The organism is Sphingomonas sp. PP-CE-3G-477, assembly GCF_003050745.1.
In the GTDB taxonomy this organism is placed as follows: domain Bacteria; phylum Pseudomonadota; class Alphaproteobacteria; order Sphingomonadales; family Sphingomonadaceae; genus Sphingomonas.
Genome location: NZ_QAOF01000001.1, coordinates 167,531 through 185,013, shown reverse-complemented (window position 1 = coordinate 185,013; position 17,483 = coordinate 167,531). Strand labels below are relative to the sequence as shown.

The 17,483-nt window shown below is 64.9% G+C and carries 15 protein-coding genes; 10 read left to right on the top strand and 5 right to left on the bottom strand.

The window, feature by feature from the left end:
• Positions 1-25 precede the first annotated feature (25 nt).
• Genes C8J45_RS00850 through C8J45_RS00830 form a run of 5 tightly spaced genes read left to right on the top strand, consistent with a single transcriptional unit; the run spans position 26 to position 4,434 of the window.
• Positions 26-655 carry a CpaD family pilus assembly protein gene (locus C8J45_RS00850; RefSeq protein WP_107961514.1) on the top strand — a complete coding sequence of 210 codons (630 nt, stop codon included), beginning with the start codon at positions 26-28 and terminating at the stop codon, positions 653-655.
• Positions 655-1,944 carry a pilus assembly protein CpaE gene (locus tag C8J45_RS00845; protein ID WP_107961513.1) on the top strand — a complete coding sequence of 430 codons (1,290 nt, stop codon included), beginning with the start codon at positions 655-657 and terminating at the stop codon, positions 1,942-1,944. The genes C8J45_RS00850 and C8J45_RS00845 overlap by 1 nt, the downstream gene beginning before the upstream one ends.
• A gap of 53 nt (positions 1,945-1,997) precedes the next feature.
• Complete coding sequence (locus C8J45_RS00840; RefSeq protein WP_107961512.1) at positions 1,998-2,969, top strand: type II secretion system F family protein; 972 nt, start codon at positions 1,998-2,000, stop codon at positions 2,967-2,969.
• A gap of 10 nt (positions 2,970-2,979) precedes the next feature.
• Positions 2,980-3,972, top strand: coding sequence for a type II secretion system F family protein (locus tag C8J45_RS00835; protein WP_107961511.1), 993 nt, complete (start codon positions 2,980-2,982; stop codon positions 3,970-3,972).
• 54 nt (positions 3,973-4,026) lie between these two features.
• A complete protein-coding gene (locus C8J45_RS00830; protein WP_107961510.1) occupies positions 4,027-4,434 on the top strand; it encodes a hypothetical protein in 408 nt (135 codons plus the stop codon).
• A 261-nt stretch (positions 4,435-4,695) separates the two neighbouring features.
• Here the strand turns inward: C8J45_RS00830 and ppdK are convergent, their stop codons facing one another.
• From ppdK to C8J45_RS00815, 3 genes are all read right to left on the bottom strand, one after another.
• Positions 4,696-7,359: a pyruvate, phosphate dikinase gene (gene ppdK, locus C8J45_RS00825; protein WP_107961509.1), complete on the bottom strand. Its 2,664-nt coding sequence runs from the start codon at positions 7,357-7,359 to the stop codon at positions 4,696-4,698.
• 92 nt (positions 7,360-7,451) lie between these two features.
• On the bottom strand, positions 7,452-9,695 hold the full coding sequence (gene glyS, locus C8J45_RS00820) for a glycine--tRNA ligase subunit beta (protein WP_107961508.1): 2,244 nt from the start codon (positions 9,693-9,695) through the stop codon (positions 7,452-7,454).
• A 118-nt stretch (positions 9,696-9,813) separates the two neighbouring features.
• The gene (locus C8J45_RS00815) at positions 9,814-10,653 is read right to left on the bottom strand and encodes a glycine--tRNA ligase subunit alpha (RefSeq protein WP_093398883.1); all 840 of its coding nucleotides are present in this window, start codon (positions 10,651-10,653) and stop codon (positions 9,814-9,816) included.
• Between the two features lie 189 nt (positions 10,654-10,842).
• On the opposite strand from C8J45_RS00815, the gene C8J45_RS00810 reads away from it, so the two are divergent.
• The 4 genes from C8J45_RS00810 (at position 10,843) to C8J45_RS00795 (ending at position 14,060) form a co-directional block, all read left to right on the top strand.
• The gene (locus tag C8J45_RS00810; protein ID WP_107962161.1) at positions 10,843-11,709 is read left to right on the top strand and encodes a TraB/GumN family protein; all 867 of its coding nucleotides are present in this window, start codon (positions 10,843-10,845) and stop codon (positions 11,707-11,709) included.
• A gap of 270 nt (positions 11,710-11,979) precedes the next feature.
• Complete coding sequence (locus tag C8J45_RS00805) at positions 11,980-12,678, top strand: 50S ribosomal protein L25/general stress protein Ctc (RefSeq protein ID WP_107961507.1); 699 nt, start codon at positions 11,980-11,982, stop codon at positions 12,676-12,678.
• 210 nt (positions 12,679-12,888) lie between these two features.
• Positions 12,889-13,458, top strand: coding sequence for an aminoacyl-tRNA hydrolase (pth, locus tag C8J45_RS00800; protein ID WP_107961506.1), 570 nt, complete (start codon positions 12,889-12,891; stop codon positions 13,456-13,458).
• Positions 13,455-14,060: a TIGR02466 family protein gene (locus C8J45_RS00795; protein WP_107961505.1), complete on the top strand. Its 606-nt coding sequence runs from the start codon at positions 13,455-13,457 to the stop codon at positions 14,058-14,060. Before pth ends, C8J45_RS00795 begins: the two co-directional genes overlap by 4 nt.
• A gap of 243 nt (positions 14,061-14,303) precedes the next feature.
• Here the strand turns inward: C8J45_RS00795 and C8J45_RS00790 are convergent, their stop codons facing one another.
• Complete coding sequence (locus C8J45_RS00790) at positions 14,304-15,368, bottom strand: NAD(P)-dependent alcohol dehydrogenase (protein ID WP_107961504.1); 1,065 nt, start codon at positions 15,366-15,368, stop codon at positions 14,304-14,306.
• Positions 15,369-15,708: 340 nt separating this feature from the next.
• Between C8J45_RS00790 and ychF the strand changes: the two genes are divergently transcribed.
• Complete coding sequence (gene ychF, locus C8J45_RS00785; protein ID WP_107961503.1) at positions 15,709-16,806, top strand: redox-regulated ATPase YchF; 1,098 nt, start codon at positions 15,709-15,711, stop codon at positions 16,804-16,806.
• A gap of 18 nt (positions 16,807-16,824) precedes the next feature.
• Here ychF and C8J45_RS00780 read toward each other — a convergent pair whose 3' ends face one another.
• A complete protein-coding gene (locus C8J45_RS00780; protein ID WP_258191198.1) occupies positions 16,825-17,226 on the bottom strand; it encodes an excalibur calcium-binding domain-containing protein in 402 nt (133 codons plus the stop codon).
• Positions 17,227-17,483: the final 257 nt, after the last annotated feature.

Here is a 17,483-nt window from a genome sequence, read left to right as displayed (position 1 = left end):
GCGCCCAACGCACCAAGGATTTCCGATGATCAACAAATCGATCCTAGCGCCCCTCGCATCCGCACTGCTGCTCGCGGGCTGCATGGGGACGGAGAATCGCGGTCTCGAATCGGTCCACCAGCCGGTCGTCAGCCGATCCGACTATGCGTTGGATCTCGGCGTATCCGGGGGTGCGCTGGTCCCAGGCGAAGAACGCCGCCTGGCCGGCTGGATGACGACGATGCGGCTCGCATATGGCGACCGGGTCGCGATCGACGATCCTGCGGGCGAAGGCCTCCGCGCGCATGACGCCGTCGCCGCGGTGGTCGCGGGATACGGCTTGCTGTTGAGCGACGACGCGCCGGTTACGCCTGCGACCGTCACCCCCGGAACGATCCGCGTCGTGGTCAGCCGGATGCGCGCCGCCGTGCCACGCTGCCCGGACTGGTCGCGCGATTCGACCAACGAATTCGAGTCGAACACGTCCTCGAACTATGGTTGCGCAGTCAATCGCAACCTGGCCGCGATGGTCGCCAATCCCGCCGATCTGGTGCGCGGTGCGCCGGGTACGGAAACCACGGATGCGGCGGTCTCGTACAAGGCGATCGACACGTACCGCAAGAAAGCGCCGACCGGTGCCAGCGGCCTGGCCGCCGCCAGCACGGGAGGAAAGTGATGAACGCGCCCTGGAAACCGGGTGGGATCGCGCACCGCGAACCCTTTATCGCCTATGTCTGCGACGAGACGACCGCCGAGGCGTTGCGCCCGATCGCGACCGAGCTCGGCTGGCCGGTCGAGAAGATCCACAAAGGCGGCCTGCGCAACGCGATCCAGTCGCTGTCGGTATCCGCCTCGCCGCAGATCCTGTTCGTCGACCTCGCCGAATCGGGCGATCCGCTGAACGACATCCACGCGCTCGCCGAAGTCTGCGAGCCGGGCACCGTGGTGATCGCCGCGGGCCAAGTGAACGATGTCCGCCTGTACCGCGATCTCGTCGCGAGCGGGATCCAGGATTATCTGCTGAAGCCGCTGCATCCGGACATGCTTCGCGAGGCGTTCGTGCACGCGCAGACGATGCTGAACGCGCCCAAGCACATCGAGGTATCGCCGGAGCGCCCGCATTGTTCGGTCGGCGTGATCGGCACGCGCGGCGGAGTCGGCGCGTCGACGATCGCGACGTCGATCGCCTGGCTGCTGTCGGACAAGGAGAAGCGATCGACCGCGTTGCTCGATCTCGACGTGCATTTCGGCACCGGCGCACTCAGCCTAGATCTCGAGCCGGGACGAGGCCTGACCGATGCGATCGAGAACCCGAGCCGGATCGACGGGCTGTTCATCGAGCGGGCGATGGTCAAGGCATCCGAGAAGCTTTCCGTGCTTAGCGCCGAGGCACCGATCAGCACGCCGCTGATCACCGATGGTGCCGCCTTCTATCAGCTGCAGGCAGAGATGCGCGCGGCGTTCGAATGCACCGTCGTCGATCTGCCGCGCGCGATGCTGATCCAGCACCCGCATCTGATCAGCGACGTGAAGCTGGCGGTGATCGTCACCGACCTGACGCTGGCCGCGGCGCGCGACACGATCCGCATCCTGTCTTGGATGAAGTCGAACGCGCCGCAGACCGAGCTGTTCGTGGTCGCCAACCGGGTTCATGTCGGCGGGCAGCTCGAGATCACGCGCAAGGACTTCGAAGGCTCGATCGAGCGCAAGATCGACTATCTCGTGTCGTTCGACCAGAAACTCGCGACGCAGGCGGCCAAGCTGGGCAAGCCGCTGGTCGAAACCGGCAAGAACTCCAAGACCATCACGCCGATCGTCGCACTGGCGAGCGCATTGGCGGCCGCAGTCGCGGACAGCGGTGTCGATGGCGCGAAGGGCGCGAAGGGCAAGTCGCTGATGGGCAAGTTCGGCGAGCTGAGGGGTTTGATCCCGAAGCGCGCGGCGAAATCGGCAAAGGCGAAGTGACCATGCGCGCCCGATCCGATCGCCGGCCTGCCGCAATCAGGGACCGCTAGGCCATGCCGCTGTTGCCGTTGCTGCTGGTCATGATCGGTGCCTGCGTGGTGCTTGCCATGGTGGTGTTCGCATTTGCGGGGCCATCGGCCGGGCGCGCCAAGTCGCGGCGCATCGCGTCGCTGCGCGAGCGCCACGGTGACGCGCTGATCGTCGCGGAAGCGCAGATGCGCCGCATCTCGAACAACCGCGATACCAAGATGGACATCGCCTTCGGCCGCATCCTGCCGAACCCGGTGCTGCTCGCCAAGCGGCTGGCGATGACCGGCAAGGACTGGACCGTCGGGCAATACGGCATGGCGACTGCCGGGATCGCAGTGGTCGTTGCGGTACTGATGCTGCTCAAGGGCATGCCGATCCTGCTGGCCCTGCTGTTCGGGCTGTTCGTCGGCGTCGGCCTGCCGCATCTCGTGGTGGGCAAGACGATCCAGCGGCGGATCGGCAAGTTCACCGTGAAATTCCCGGACGCGATCGAACTGCTGGTGCGCGGACTGCGCTCGGGCCTGCCGATCAGCGAGACGATCGGGGTTGTCGGACAGGAACTCGACGGGCCGGTCGGCGAAGAATTCCGGTCGGTCAGCGACAAGATGAAGATCGGCCGGACGATGGACGCCGCGCTGCAGGAAACCGCCGACCGTCTCGGCACGCCGGAGTTCCAGTTCTTCGTGATCACCATCGCGATCCAGCGCGAGACGGGCGGCAACCTGGCGGAAACGCTCGCGAACCTCGCCACCGTGCTGCGTCAACGCGGCCAGATGAAGCTCAAGATCAAGGCGATGTCGTCGGAATCGAAAGCGTCCGCCTACATCATCGGCGCGCTGCCGTTCATCGTGTTCGGGCTGATCTATTTCGTCAACGGCACATACATGCAGAACTTCTTCATCGATCCGCGGCTCATCGTCACCGGCATAGGCGGCCTGATCTGGATGGGGATCGGCGCCTTCGTGATGAGCAAGATGATCAACTTCGAGATCTGAGGGATACGACATGGGCGAGACCGCCGGACCTACCCTGCTCGGGATCGATGTACTCTGGGTCGCGACGATCCTGTCGGGCGTCGCCGCGTTCGCGGTGATGATCGCGATCTACGCGGTGATGACCGTCAACGATCCGATGGCCAAGCGCGTAAAGGCGCTGAACGACCGGCGCGAGCAGTTGAAAGCGGGCATCACCGCGTCCACCAAACGCCGCGCAAAGCTGGTCCAGCGCAACGATACCGCGGACCGCATGCGCGGCATCCTGTCGTCGATGAAGGTGTTGCAGGACAGCCAGGTCAAGGCGGTCCAGGTTAAGCTGATGCAGGCTGGCATCCGTTCGAAGGAATGGGCGCCGTCGGTGATCTTCGGCCGGCTCGTGCTGCCGATCGTGCTCGGCGGGGCGATGCTGTACTGGGTGTACGGCACCGACGGCTTCGCGACCTGGGGGCCGCTCAAGAAATACGGGCTCGTCGCGATGACGTTCATCCTGAGCTACAAGGCGCCGGACCTGTATCTCGACAACAAGATCAAGAAGCGTTCGGACGCGATCCGCAAGGGGCTGCCGGATGCGCTCGATCTGCTCGTGATCTGCGCCGAAGCCGGTCTGACCGTCGATGCCGCATTCCACCGCGTCGCGCGCGAACTGGGGCGTGCCTATCCCGAACTCGGCGAGGAGTTCACGCTGACCGCGATCGAGCTGGGGTTCCTGACCGATCGGCGCAGCGCATTCGAGAACTTTGCCCTGCGCGTGAAGCTGGACGCGGTGAAGGGCGTCGTCACGACGATGATCCAGACCGAGAAATACGGCACCCCGCTGGCATCGGCGCTGCGCGTGCTGTCGGCCGAGTTCCGCAACGAGCGCATGATGCGCGCCGAGGAAAAGGCCGCACGGTTGCCGGCGATCATGACCGTCCCGCTGATCCTGTTCATCCTGCCGGTGCTGTTCGTCGTCATCCTCGGGCCGGCGGCGTGTTCGATCTCCGACAACCTGATCAAGGGCTGAGGCAACCGCAGCGCCGGCGGATCGTTGAGCTCCCGTAACAGGAGGGTTTTTACGATGCCGTTGTTTTCCACACCTACGCAGTTCGCGGCGCTTGCGCTGGTCTTCGTCGCCGGCTGGTTGTTCGGACTGGCGAGCCATCCGGGGGGGAAGAAGTGGAAGGCGCGGTATCTGGCGGAGCGGGACGCGCATGCTGCGGTGAAGAAGGATGGCGATGTTCGGGCGGCTGCGGCCGAGAAGCGGGCTGTCGAGGCCGAGCATGAGAATGCCCGGTTGGTGAAGGCGGCCGAGGCGGCGCGGGTTGCTCCGGCGGTTGTCGAACGGGCCCCGGTCGTGGAGCGGGCGCCGGTTGTGGACACGTCGCGGACTGGGGCGCTGTCTTCGGCGCGGCCGGGTTATGCTCGGCCGGCGTATAATGCCGATGGGACTAAGCGTGGTTGGTTCGATTTTGATCAGCGTCGGTGAGGGTTAGGGGGTTGGGTTAGCCCCCGCCCCCTTGTTCTCCCGCGAAGGCGGGAGCCCAGTCTGGGTCCCCGCCTTCGCGGGGAAACAGGTTTGGTTTGCGATAACTCACCCAACGAGTAACCACCCCGGCGGAGGCCGGGGCCCAATTGGGGACGCTAGGTAACTGGAGGCAGTCCTTCGTTACCTTGGACGTTCCAATTGGGCCCCGGCCTTCGCCGGGGTGGCGGCTCTCACTGGGGTGGTGCTACTTTTGAGCGAGCGTTACTTCTTCGACAGCGCCGCTTGTGCCGCTGCCAGGCGGGCGATCGGGACGCGGTAGGGGCTGGCGGAGACGTAATCCAATCCCACCTTTTCGCAGAACGCGATGCTGGCCGGGTCGCCGCCGTGCTCGCCGCAGATGCCGAGCTTGATTCCTGCCCGCGTCTTGCGCCCGCGTTCTGCGGCGATCTCGATCAGTTCGCCGACGCCTTCGACGTCGATGCTGACGAACGGGTCCTTCGCGTAGATGCCCTGCTCGACATACGCGCCCAGGAAGCGCGAGGCGTCGTCGCGGCTGACGCCCAAAGTGGTCTGCGTCAGGTCGTTGGTGCCGAACGAGAAGAACTCGCCGACTTCCGCGATCTCGCCGGCGCGGAGGGCTGCGCGGGGGAGTTCGATCATCGTGCCGACGAGATATTCGATCGTTAGGCCCTTTTCGGCGAACACCGCCTGGGCGGCCTTGTCGACGACGGCCTTCATCAGCTCTAGCTCGCGGCGGGTGGCGACGAGCGGGATCATGACTTCCGGAATCGGGGCGGCGCCGGACTTCTCCGCGACGTCGACCGCTGCCTCGAAGATCGCGCGGGCCTGCATCTCGTAGATCTCGGGATAGGTCACGCCGAGACGGCAGCCGCGATGGCCGAGCATGGGGTTGAACTCGTGCAATTCCGCCGCGCGGCGCTTGAGCGTGTCGACGTCGACGCCCGCCGCGGTCGCGACTTCGGCGAATTCGGTTTCCTCATGGGGCAAGAATTCGTGGAGCGGCGGATCGAGCAGGCGGATCGTCACTGGAAGCCCCGCCATCACCTCGAGGATCTCGGTGAAGTCCTTGCGCTGTTCGGGGAGCAGCTTCTCCAAAGCGACGCGGCGCCCCTTCTCGTCCGAGGCCAGGATCATCTGGCGGACGTTGGTGATGCGGCTGCTCTCGAAGAACATGTGCTCGGTGCGGCAGAGACCGACGCCCTCGGCGCCGAACTCGCGCGCGACGCGGCAATCCTCGGGGGTCTCGGCGTTGGCGCGGACTTTCAGGCGGCGGACCTCGTCGGCCCATACCATCAAGGTGGCGAAATCGCCCGACAGCTCGGGTTGCACGGTCGCGACCGCGCCGATCATCACTTCGCCGGTGGTGCCGTCGATGGTGAGCAGGTCGCCCTCCTTCACCTCGCGGCCGCCGCAGCGCATGATCTTCGCCTTGGCGTCGATGGAGAGCGTGCCGGCGCCCGAAACGCAGGGGCGTCCCATGCCGCGGGCCACCACAGCCGCGTGGCTCGTCATCCCGCCGCGTGCGGTGAGGATGCCCTTGGCCGCATGCATGCCGTGAATGTCGTCGGGCGAGGTCTCGGTCCGGACGAGGATCACGGCGACGCCATCGGCGGCCTTCTTCTCGGCGGCATCGGCGTCAAAAACGACCGCACCTGAGGCTGCACCCGGCGATGCGGGGAGGCCCTTGGTCAGGACGTCGCGGTGCGCCTTGGGATCGAGCGTCGGGTGGAGCAGCTGGTCGAGCGCCATCGGCTCGATGCGCAGGATCGCTTCCTCGCGCGTGATCAGCCCCTCGTTGGCCATGTCGACGGCGATCTTGAGCGCAGCCTTGGCGGTGCGCTTGCCGGCGCGCGTCTGGAGCATCCAGAGCTTGGTCTTCTCGACCGTGAACTCGATGTCCTGCATGTCGCGGTAGTGGTTTTCGAGCGTGTCGAACACGTCGGCGAGTTGGATGTAGACCTCGGGCATCGCCTCTTCCATCGAAGCGGGCTTGGCGCCGGCGTCTTCGCGCGCGGTCTTGGTAAGGTATTGCGGGGTGCGGATGCCGGCAACGACGTCCTCGCCCTGCGCATTGATCAGGAATTCGCCGTAATAGGCGCGGTCGCCCTTCGACGGGTCGCGCGTGAACGCGACGCCGGTCGCCGAGGTGTCGCCCATGTTGCCGAACACCATCGCCTGGATGTTGACCGCGGTGCCCCAGCCGCCGGGGATGTCGTTGAGGCGGCGATAGACCTTCGCACGCTCCGACTGCCACGAGCCGAAGACGGCGCCGACCGCGCCCCAGAGCTGGTCGTGGACGTCCTGTGGGAAGGGCTTGCCCCAGAGCTTGTCGACGAGGCCCTTATATTCCGCGACGAGTTTGCGCAGGTCGTCGGCGGAGAGTTCGGTGTCGAGCGTGAAGCCCTGGTCTTCCTTGGCGATCTCCAGCGCTTCCTCGAACGCGCCGTGATCGAGTTCGAGGACGACGTCGGCGTACATCTGGATGAAGCGGCGATAGCTGTCCCAGGCGAACCGCGCGTCCTCGGACTTGGCGGCGAGGCCCTCGACGGTCTCGTCGTTCAGGCCGAGATTGAGGACGGTGTCCATCATCCCCGGCATCGACGCGCGGGCGCCGGAGCGGACCGAGACGAGCAGCGGGTCGGCGGAGTCGCCGAACTTCTTGCCCGTGACGCCTTCGATGTGCGCGAGGCCGGTTGCGACCTCGTCGCGCAGGCCTTGCGGGAACTGGCCGCCCTCGTCGTAATAGACCGCGCAGAAATCGGTCGAGATCGTGAAGCCCGGCGGGACCGGCAGGCCGATCGACGCCATCTCGGCGAGGTTCGCGCCCTTGCCGCCGAGCAGGTTCTTGTCGCCCTTGCCGCCATCCGAAACACCGCCGCCGAAGCGATACACATATTGGGTCATGGTCGGTCCTCTAAGTGCTTGTTTTTATGGGCGGGGCAAAAGTGAAGTATAGAAAGTGCAGACGCTGGGAGCCGTCTGCACTTCCACCCCAGTCAGCCCTCGATCTTCGAAAAATCTGCGACGTTGTGCACTGCGGCGCGGACTCGCTCAAGTAGTGCGAGACGGGCGGAGCGCTTGGCGGGATCGGAGTCGTTGACGATAACGCTATCAAAGAACGCATCGATCGGCGCGCGGAGGCTCGCAAGGGCAGCCATCGCGGCGGCGAAGTCTTCGCGGGCGATCGCGGCGGTGGCGCGGGGTTCGGCGGAGTCGAGCGCGGTCATCAGCGCGGTCTCTGCGGGTTCGGGAGTGTAGGACAGCGTTTCCTGCTCCCTCTCCCCTGCGGGGAGAGGGTCGGGGTGAGGGGCAGTACCGGGCGCTGCACTGCTTGGCAGCCCCTCACCCCTACCCTCTCCCCGAGGGGGAGAGGGAGCAGAAGGAGCTTCCTTCTTCAAAATATTGGCGGCGCGCTTGTAGCCGGCGAGCAGGTTCGCGCCGTCCTCGGTGATCACGAACGCCTGGAGTGCGTGGACTCGCGCGAGCAGGCGGACGAGATCGTCCTCGCCACCGAGCGCGAACACCGCGTCGATCAGGTCGTGACGGACGCCGGCTTCACGTTGCTGGACTTTGAGGCGCTCATCAAGAAAATCCAAAAACCATGCCAATGGTCTATCAGGTAAATTATACTGCGTTCGCGCAATTTTCGTGAATGGAAAACGGAGCTTTGACTTCAAGATAGTCGCGATGACACCCAACATCGCTCGGCGAAGAGCGAAAGGATCCTTTGATCCCGTAGGATAAAGCCCAACGGAGAAGAACGAGAAAAGCGTATCCAGCTTGTCCGCCAAGCTCACGGCCACCGTTACCGGGTCGGTGGGAACGTCGTCGCCTTGGCCGACCGGTTTGTAGTGGTCGCGGATGGCGGTCGCGACGGCCGGGTGCTCGCCCTGCGCGGCGGCGTAGTAGCCGCCCATCAGGCCTTGCAGCTCGGGGAACTCGCCGACCATGCCGGTGACGAGGTCCGCTTTTGCGAGGCGGGCTGCGCGTTCTGCGTGGGTAGCCAACTGCTCCCTCTCCCCTGCGGGGAGAGGGTTGGGGTGAGGGGCTGTTCCGGGGGTGGCGCTGCTTGGCAGCCCCTCACCCCAACCCTCTCCCCAGAGGGGAGAGGGAGCAGAAGTGACTATGCCCTCTTCCACCAGCCAGCGGGCGAGCTTCGCGACGCGGTCGACCTTGTCGGCTAGCGTGCCGAGCTTTTCGTGAAAGACGATCTTCGACAGCTTCTCCGCCTGCTCTTCGAGCGGGACCTTCAAGTCGGTGTCGTAGAAGAACTTGGCGTCCGACAGACGCGCGGCGAGGACCTTGCGGTTGCCCTCGACGATCTTCGCGCCGCCGTCGTGCGCGGCGATGTTAGCGGTACAGACAAACGCGTTCGCCAGTTTTCCGTCCGCGTCGCGGCAGACGAAATATTTCTGGTTCACGCGCGCCGTAAGCTGAATCACCTCGGGCGGGACGTCGAGAAACGCGGGGTCGAACTGGCCTAGCAGGGGAATCGGCCATTCCGTCAGGCCGGCATTCTCGGCAACGAGGCCTTCGTCCTCGATGAGTTCGAGCCCGGCCTGCATCGCGGCTTCGCGGGCGTGGTCGCGGATCAGCGTGGCGCGTTCGTCATGGTCGACGATGACGTGGCAGGCGCGCAGTTTCTCGACATAGTCGTGCGCGCCGCCGATCGTGATCTGGTACGGGTGGTGAAAGCGGTGGCCGAGCGTCGCGGCGCCGCTGGCGATGCCGGCGATCTCGAACGGCACGATCTCTTCGCCGAGCAGCGCGACGATGCCTTGCAGCGGGCGGACCCACCGGAGCGATTCAGTGCTGGCCGACGCATCCCCCCAGCGCATCGACTTCGGCCAAGGGAACGCGCGGACGATCGCGGGGATGGCCTCTGCGAGCACGGCGGCGGTGGCGCGGCCGGGCTTTTCAGTGACCGCGAAGAGCGTGCCGTTGCGGTCGACGAGTTGCTCGCGGGTGAGGCCGGTTTTGCGGAGGAAGCCTTCGAGCGCCTGCGGGGGCGCGGAGGTCTTGGGGCCCTTGGTTTCCTCGGAGACGGCGGCGGTCTCGAGCGGCAGGTCGCGCGCGATCAACGTCAGGCGGCGCGGGGTCGCGTAGGTGACGATGGCGCTGGTGGCGATGCCGGCCTTGGCGAGCTCGGCGGTGAACAGCTTCGACAAATCGTCGCGCGCCTTCGCCTGCATCCGTGCTGGGATTTCTTCGGAGCGAAGTTCTAGGAGGAAATCAGTCACGCGGAACGCTCCATCTTCGCGCCATCGCGCCTTTGCGTGAACCAGATTTTCTCACGCGAAGGCGCAAAGGCGCGAAGAGATAAGAAGGATTGAATGAGGCCTGCGGCGCGGAGGCGCATCACGCCGCCCATCCGTGCTTGTCCATCCAGGCTGCGCAGGCGCCCTTCGCTAAATCTCGGACGCGGCCCATATAGGCTTGGCGTTCGGCTACCGAGATTACCCCGCGGGCCTGGAGCAGGTTGAAGATGTGGCTGGCTTTGATCGCTTGCTCGTAGGCAGGGATCGGGAGCTTGGCGGCTAGCGAGTTCTCGCATTCGGCGACGTGCTTGCGGAACTGGTCGAACAGCGAGTCCGTGTCGGCGATCTCGAAGTTCCACTTCGACATCTCCTGCTCGTTCTCCAGGAAGACGTCGCCGTAGGTCACGCCCGCATCGTTGAACGCCAGATCGTAGACCGAGTCCTTGTCCTGGATGTACATCGCGAGGCGCTCCAACCCATAGGTGAGTTCGCCGGCGACGGGCTTCATGTCGAAGCCGCCCATCTGCTGGAAATAGGTGAACTGAGTCACCTCCATGCCGTCGCACCAGACTTCCCAGCCGAGACCCCAGGCGCCGAGCGTCGGGCTTTCCCAGTCATCCTCGACGAAGCGGATGTCGTGCTTCAGCATGTCGATGCCGATCGCCGCGAGGCTGCCGAGGTAGAGTTCCTGGAGGTTCGCGGGGCTCGGTTTCAGGATGACCTGGTACTGGTAGTAATGCTGGAGCCGGTTGGGGTTCTCGCCGTAGCGGCCATCGGTCGGGCGGCGGCAGGGCTGCACGAACGCGGCGTTCCACGGTTTCGGCCCGAGCGCGCGGAGCGTCGTGGCGGTGTGGAAGGTGCCCGCGCCCATTTCCATGTCGTAGGGCTGCAGGATCAGGCATCCGTGTTCGCTCCAGTAATCGTGGAGCGTGAGGATCATGCGCTGGAAGCTAAGAGGCTTTATCACGGGCTGGGTCACGCGCGGGCTTTGGCGGATGGGGGTGCGGGAGGCAAGTGGTGCGTTGCGGCCGGGCGTCCTACATGGGGCCAAACCAACAATGAGGATGCCGTCACCTTGAAGCTGTTTTCGAAGATCGTTTCGTTCCGATCCGCGCTCTCTGCCATCGCCATGGCGTTCGCCCTGCCCGCCTGTGCGCAGGTCGCTCCGAAGCCTGTGCAAGCCGCGAACGATGCCGATCCGGCGCTCTGGGTGGTGAAGGACAAGGACACGACGATCTACCTGTTCGGGACGATCCATGTGTTGAAGCCCGGCATGACGTGGTTCGACGAGGCGGTGAAGACCGCGTTCGATCGCTCGAACCAGGTGGTGCTGGAGCTGGTGATGCCCGATCCGGCGAAGATGCAGTCGCTGGTGATGGCGACGGGGGTGTCGAAGGACGGCCCGACGCTGACCGATCAGCTGCCGGCGGACAAGCGTGCGGCGTATGCGAAGGCGGTGACCGATCTCGGCTTGCCGGCGAATGCGTTCGATCGGTTCAAGCCGTGGCTGGCGGCGACCAACCTGTCGATCGCTCCGCTGTCGAAGCTGGGGTATGATGCGGCGAATGGGCCGGAGCAGGTGATTACGGCGGCGGCGAAGGCTGCGGGGAAGCCGGTGATCGGGCTCGAGACGGCGGAGCAGCAGCTCGGGTATTTCGGGGGGCTTTCGCAGAAGGCGCAGATGCAGTTTCTGGGGAGCACGATCGACGAGTTGCCGAAGTTGGAGAGCACGATGGCGACGATGGTGGACGAGTGGGCGAAGGGGGATCCCGAGGCTTTGGCCAAGGAGATGAACGACAGTTTGAAGGACTCGCCGGAGGTGGCGAAGGTGCTGCTGGTGGACCGCAATGCGCGCTGGGCGGAGTGGGTCGCGAACCGGATGAAGTCGCCGGGGACGGTGTTTATTGCGGTCGGTGCGGGGCATCTGGCTGGTAAAGATAGCGTGCAGGCGCAGTTGGCAAAGCTTGGGGTAAAGGCCGAACGCGTTCGGTATTGAGATGCTCAGTCCCTCTCCCCTCGGGGAGAGGGAGGGAGGAGCACTTGCGACGGAAGGGTGAGGGGGAGTTGGGACAAACGTCCCGAGCCCCACCACCCCTCACCCTCCCACGTGCAAGCGCACGCGGGCCCCTCCCTCTCCCCGGAGGGGCGAGGGGTCAGGATGAGTTGATTAAATTCCCCACTTCCGCTATGCGCCCGCGCTTCCGGTCCATGGTCATCCCTGGAGGCGTGGGCGGGAAGGACAACAAACGAGTTTCGGAGAATACAGATGAGCGACCAGTTGACGCTCGCAGCCGAGACGCGTGACCGGGTTGGCAAGGGAGCCTCCCGGGCGCTGCGTCGTGATGGCCGCGTGCCTGCCGTGATCTACGGCCTGAACCAGGAACCAACCTCGGTTCACCTCGAGGAAAAGGCGCTGATGAAGGCGCTGATGACCGGCCACTTCATGAATTCCGTCGTGATGGTCAACGGCGTGCGCACGCTGCCGAAGGACGTGTCGTTCCACCCGGTTTCGGATCGTCCGATCCACGTCGACTTCCTGCGCATCGGCGAGCATTCGACCGTGACGGTCGCGGTGCCGATCGCGTTCACCGACGAGGACGACGCACCGGGCATCAAGAAGGGCAAGGGCGTCCTCAACATCACGCGCCACGAGATCGAGCTGGTCGTCGACGCTTCGGACATCCCGAGCGAGATCACGATTTCGCTCGCCGGTCTGGAGATCGGTGATTCGATCCACATCAGCGACGTGAAGCTGCCCAAGGGCGCGACGCCCGCGATCGACGACCGCGACTTCGCGATCGCCACGATCGTGCCGCCGACCGTGCCGACCGTCGAGGACGAAGAGCTCGAGGCTGAAGTCGCCGAAGCTCAGGCTGCCGAGGCTGCTGCCGAGGACGAGCCGGTCGTCGAGCCTAACGACGACGACAACGACGACGACAAGATCACGCCGCAGAAGAAGGACTGAGGGTTCAGCCCTTCGTCTTAGGATGATCTGGCGGGCGGGAAAGCTAGGGCTTTCCCGCCCGTTTCGTTTTATGAGGCTTGCCCTGCCCTCCTGTTCCCTCGCGAACGCGGGGGTCCAGGATCAAGCAGCGCTGCCGCCCGTTACCCTGGGCTCCTGCGTCCGCAGGAGAACACGGTTAAGTGGCCGACGCGGTCTTTTGGAGAATCACACGTGCAGATCTGGGCGGGACTCGGCAATCCGGGGGCGCAATATGCGATGCACCGGCACAATGTCGGGTTCATGGTCGCCGACGCGATCGCCGAGGTGCACGGCTTCGGCGCGGTCAAGAAGCAGTTCCAGGGCTGGACGCAGGAGGGGCGGATCGGCGCGGAGAAGATCCTGCTGCTGAAACCCGCGACCTTCATGAACGAGAGCGGCCGCGCGATCGGCGAGGCGCTGCGGTTCTACAAGCTCGGCGTCGAGGCGCTGACGGTGTTCCACGACGAACTCGACATCGCGCCCTTCCGCGTCAAGGTGAAGACCGGCGGTGGGACTGCGGGGCATAACGGGCTGCGGTCGACCGACCAGCATCTCGGGCCGGATTTCCGGCGCGTGCGGTTGGGAATCGGGCATCCGGGGCACAAGGATCGCGTCACCGGCTATGTGCTCGGCAATTATGCGAAGGCCGAGATCGAGCCGTTGAGCGACATGCTCGGCGCGGTCGCGGCGGAGGCGAAGTGGCTGGCGGAAGGCGACGACGTCCGCTTCATGAACGATGTCGCGTTGAGGATGCAGCCATGACCACCCGCTCTTTGTTTGCCACGCGGTTCTACGAGGCCGATCTCGGTGACGACGATCTGGTCGAGGAACTCGAGGACGCCGCGCTCGAACTGGCGAAGGCAGATCGCGCCGGGGTCGCGTGGTCGAAGGCGCATGGGTATCGCGGGTATACGTCGTATGCGTCGCTGAACGACCTGGCACTCCGCGATCCGCGGTTCGGGGATCTGGTTCGGGTGCTGAACAAGCATGTTGCGCAGTTCGCGAAGGATTGTGCGTTCGATCTCGGCGGGCGGAAGTTGAAGCTGGACAGTCTTTGGGTGAACGTCCTGAAGCCCGGGGGCGCGCATTCGGGGCATATCCATCCGCATAGCGTCGTTTCCGGCACGATGTATGTGGCGATTCCCGAAGGGGCTGGGGCGTTGAAGCTGGAGGATCCGCGGTTGCCGATGATGATGGCGGCACCGACGCGGCTGGAGGATGCGGCGGAGGATCTTCGGACGTTCGTTTATGCCGAGCCAAAGCCGGGGAGTGTGTTTCTGTGGGAGAGCTGGTTGCGGCATGAGGTCGTGCCGAATGCTGCCAAGGGTGAGCGGATTAGTATTAGTTTTAATTATCGGTGGTGATTGGGGCGCAGTTCGCCGCTACCTCGTCATCCTGACGAAAGTCAGGACCCAGAGCCAAGAACGATGGCGTCCGTGACCCTGGATCCTGACTTTCGTCAGGATGACGGAGGTGGTGTTTTCCTGCGGACGCAGGAACCCAGGGTTACATAGTGCGACGTTCCTGACCCTGGGCTCCTGCGTTCGCAGGAGAACGGTGCTCTCTCGAATGAGGGCGGCACTCGTTGAGCGCCGCCCCCTGCCCGATCAGGCCGTCTTCATCGAGGCCATGTCGATGACGAAGCGGTACTTCACGTCGCTCTTCACCATGCGCTGATACGAGGGTTCGATCTCGTCCATGCGGATCATCTCGATGTCCGACACCAGGCCGTGCTCATTACAGAAATCGAGCATCTCCTGCGTCTCGGCGATCCCGCCGATCAGCGAGCCGGCGATCGCGCGGCGCTTGAAGATCAGGTTGCCGACCGAGGGCGACGGATGCGCGTGCTCGGGGACGCCGACCAAGGTCATCGTGCCGTCGCGCTTGAGCAAAGCGGTGAACGTGTCGAGGTTGTGGCTGGCCGCGACGGTGTTGAGGATGAAGTCGAAGCTGTTGGCGTGCTCGGCCATCGCGGCCTCGTCCTTCGACACGATCAGGTCCTTCGCGCCGAGACGCTTGGCGTCGTCGCGCTTGTTCGGCGAGGTCGAGAATACATAGACCTCGGCGCCCATCGCGTTGGCGATCTTGACGCCCATGTGGCCGAGCCCGCCGAGACCGACGATGCCGACCTTCTGGCCGGGGCCGACCTTCCAGTGCTTCAGCGGCGAATAGGTGGTGATGCCGGCGCAGAGCAGCGGCGCGACCGCGGCGAGGTCGGCTTCGGGATGCGAGACCTTCAGCACGAAGCCTTCGTCGACGACGATCTTGTCCGAATAGCCGCCGAAGGTGTGGCCGCCGAGCACGGGATCGGGGCCGTTATAGGTGCCGACGAAACCGGTGGTCTCGCAATATTGCTCCTCGCCGTCCTTGCACGACGGGCATTCGCCGCAGCTGTCGACCATGCAGCCGACGCCGACGACGTCGCCGACCTTGAACTTGGTGACATCGCTGCCGACTGCGGTGACGTGGCCGACGATCTCATGGCCGGGGACGCAGGGGTAGAGCGTGCCTTCCCACTCGCCCTTGGCGGTGTGGAGGTCGGAATGGCAAACGCCGCAGAACGCGATGTCGATCGCGACGTCGGTCTTGCCGGGTTCGCGACGCTCGAAGCTGAAGGGGGCGAGCGGGGTTTCGGGGGATTGCGCGGCGTAGCCGTTGGCGGTCGTGGTCATGGAGTTCCTGATCTATCTCAAGCTGGGATCGGGATATAAGCGTCGACCATATGATAACTACCGTTCGGTATGATTATTTTGCTGCACTGCGGCAATCGAGTGGGTCGATCAGGCCCGGCATCGAGTGTGCACACCACCCCGGCGGAGGCCGGGGCCCAATTGGAAAGGTGGCAATAACGGGGTGCCGACCATCGTTAGCAACGTCCCCCAATTGGGCCCCGGCCTTCGCCGGGGTGGTCGAGAAAGGGTGTGGCGCCAACGATGCGCGCCTGCGTCCTTGCTGGCCTTCCGGACCGCCCTGCCCTAAAGCGCCACCACATTCTTATACCAAGGGCATATCATGGGTTTTCGCTGCGGCATCGTGGGGCTGCCGAACGTCGGCAAGTCCACTCTCTTCAACGCGCTGACCGAGACGGCCGCGGCGCAGGCGGCGAACTATCCGTTCTGCACGATCGAGCCGAACGTCGGTAACGTCGGCGTGCCCGACAAGCGGCTCGACGCGCTCGCCAAGATCGCCGGATCGCAGAAGATCATCGAGACTCAGCTCGGCTTCGTCGACATCGCCGGCCTCGTGCGCGGCGCGTCGAAGGGCGAAGGGCTCGGCAACCAGTTCCTCGGCAACATCCGCGAGGTCGACGCGATCGTCCACGTGCTGCGCTGCTTCGAGGACGGCGACGTGACTCATGTCGACAACAAGGTCGACCCGATCGCCGACGCCGAGACGGTCGATACCGAGCTGATGCTGAGCGACCTCGAGAGCCTCGAGAAGCGCGTGCCGAACCTCGCCAAGAAGGGCATGCAGGGCGACAAGGAGGCCAAGATCGGCGCCGCCGTGCTCGGCCAAGCGCTCGAACTGCTCCGCGAAGGCAAGCCCGCGCGGCTGACCGTGCCGAAGGACGAGGACGAGGCGCGCGTGTTCGCGCAGGCGCAGTTGCTGACCGCGAAACCCGTGCTGTACGTGTGCAACGTCGACGAGGGCGATGCGGCGAACGGCAATGCGCTGTCGGCGCGGGTGTTCGAAAAGGCGAAGGCCGAGGGCGCCGAGGCGGTCGTGGTGTCGGCGGCGATCGAGGCGGAGATCGCAACGATGCCGGCGGAGGATCGCGGCGAGTTTCTGGGCGAGCTGGGGCTGGAGGAGACCGGTCTCGCGCGCGTCATCACCGCCGGGTACAAGCTGCTCCACCTGCTGACGTTCTTCACGGTCGGCCCGAAGGAAGCGCGTGCCTGGACCGTCCACGAGGGCGCGACCGCACCGCAGGCCGCGGGCGCGATCCACGGTGATTTCGAAAAGGGCTTCATCCGCGCCGAGACGATCGCGTTCGACGACTTCATCGCACTGGGTGGGGAATCGAAGGCACGCGAGGCGGGCAAGCTGCGCGCGGAAGGCAAGGCCTACGTCGTGCACGACGGCGACGTGATGCACTTCCTGCACAGCTGAGGGTTAGGCGGCGGCGGGTCAGCGATAGTTTTCGCAGGCTATCCCGTCGCCATCGCCGTCCATGCCGGTGCGATAGCCCGGCTGGCCGCGGTGTAGCGGCGCTGCGCCTGCCGCGCGTACTTCGCGGCACCCGCGGTAGAATACCGAGCTTTCCGATCCGGCGTTGGTCGAACGACGGGCCGGGGTCGATGGTCCGTATGCCGGTCGAACGACATTGTACGGCTCGGCGTCGGCGACTTGCCGGGGAGGCGCGACCACATGCCGCCGCAACGCCGGCGACGCGGCCACCGCTGCTTCGGGAGCCGCCGTGGTCTCGACGACAGCCGAAACTGCGGTCGGCCGCGGTTCGGTGGCTTTCCAGACACCGGCAAACATCAATGTCGAGGCGATCGCCGTGACCGCGATAAAGGAGCGCTCCATAACGCCACTATACGGGCATAGTGGTTGACGAATATTTATCGATGGTTGCTGCCTCAACAGCCGGGACGGCCGGTTACGCAATGTCGGCTATGAGGGAAAAGTGGATTGTCGGCTTTGCAGACGAGACTTAGTGTAAGCGGACATCACGACGGAGAGAACGATGCGCCGCAAAGTCATGTGTCCCATAGCCGCTGTTTTGATCCTGTCACCGATCGGCGCTGCCACGGCACAGACTCGGCCGCTCACGGGAACATCTA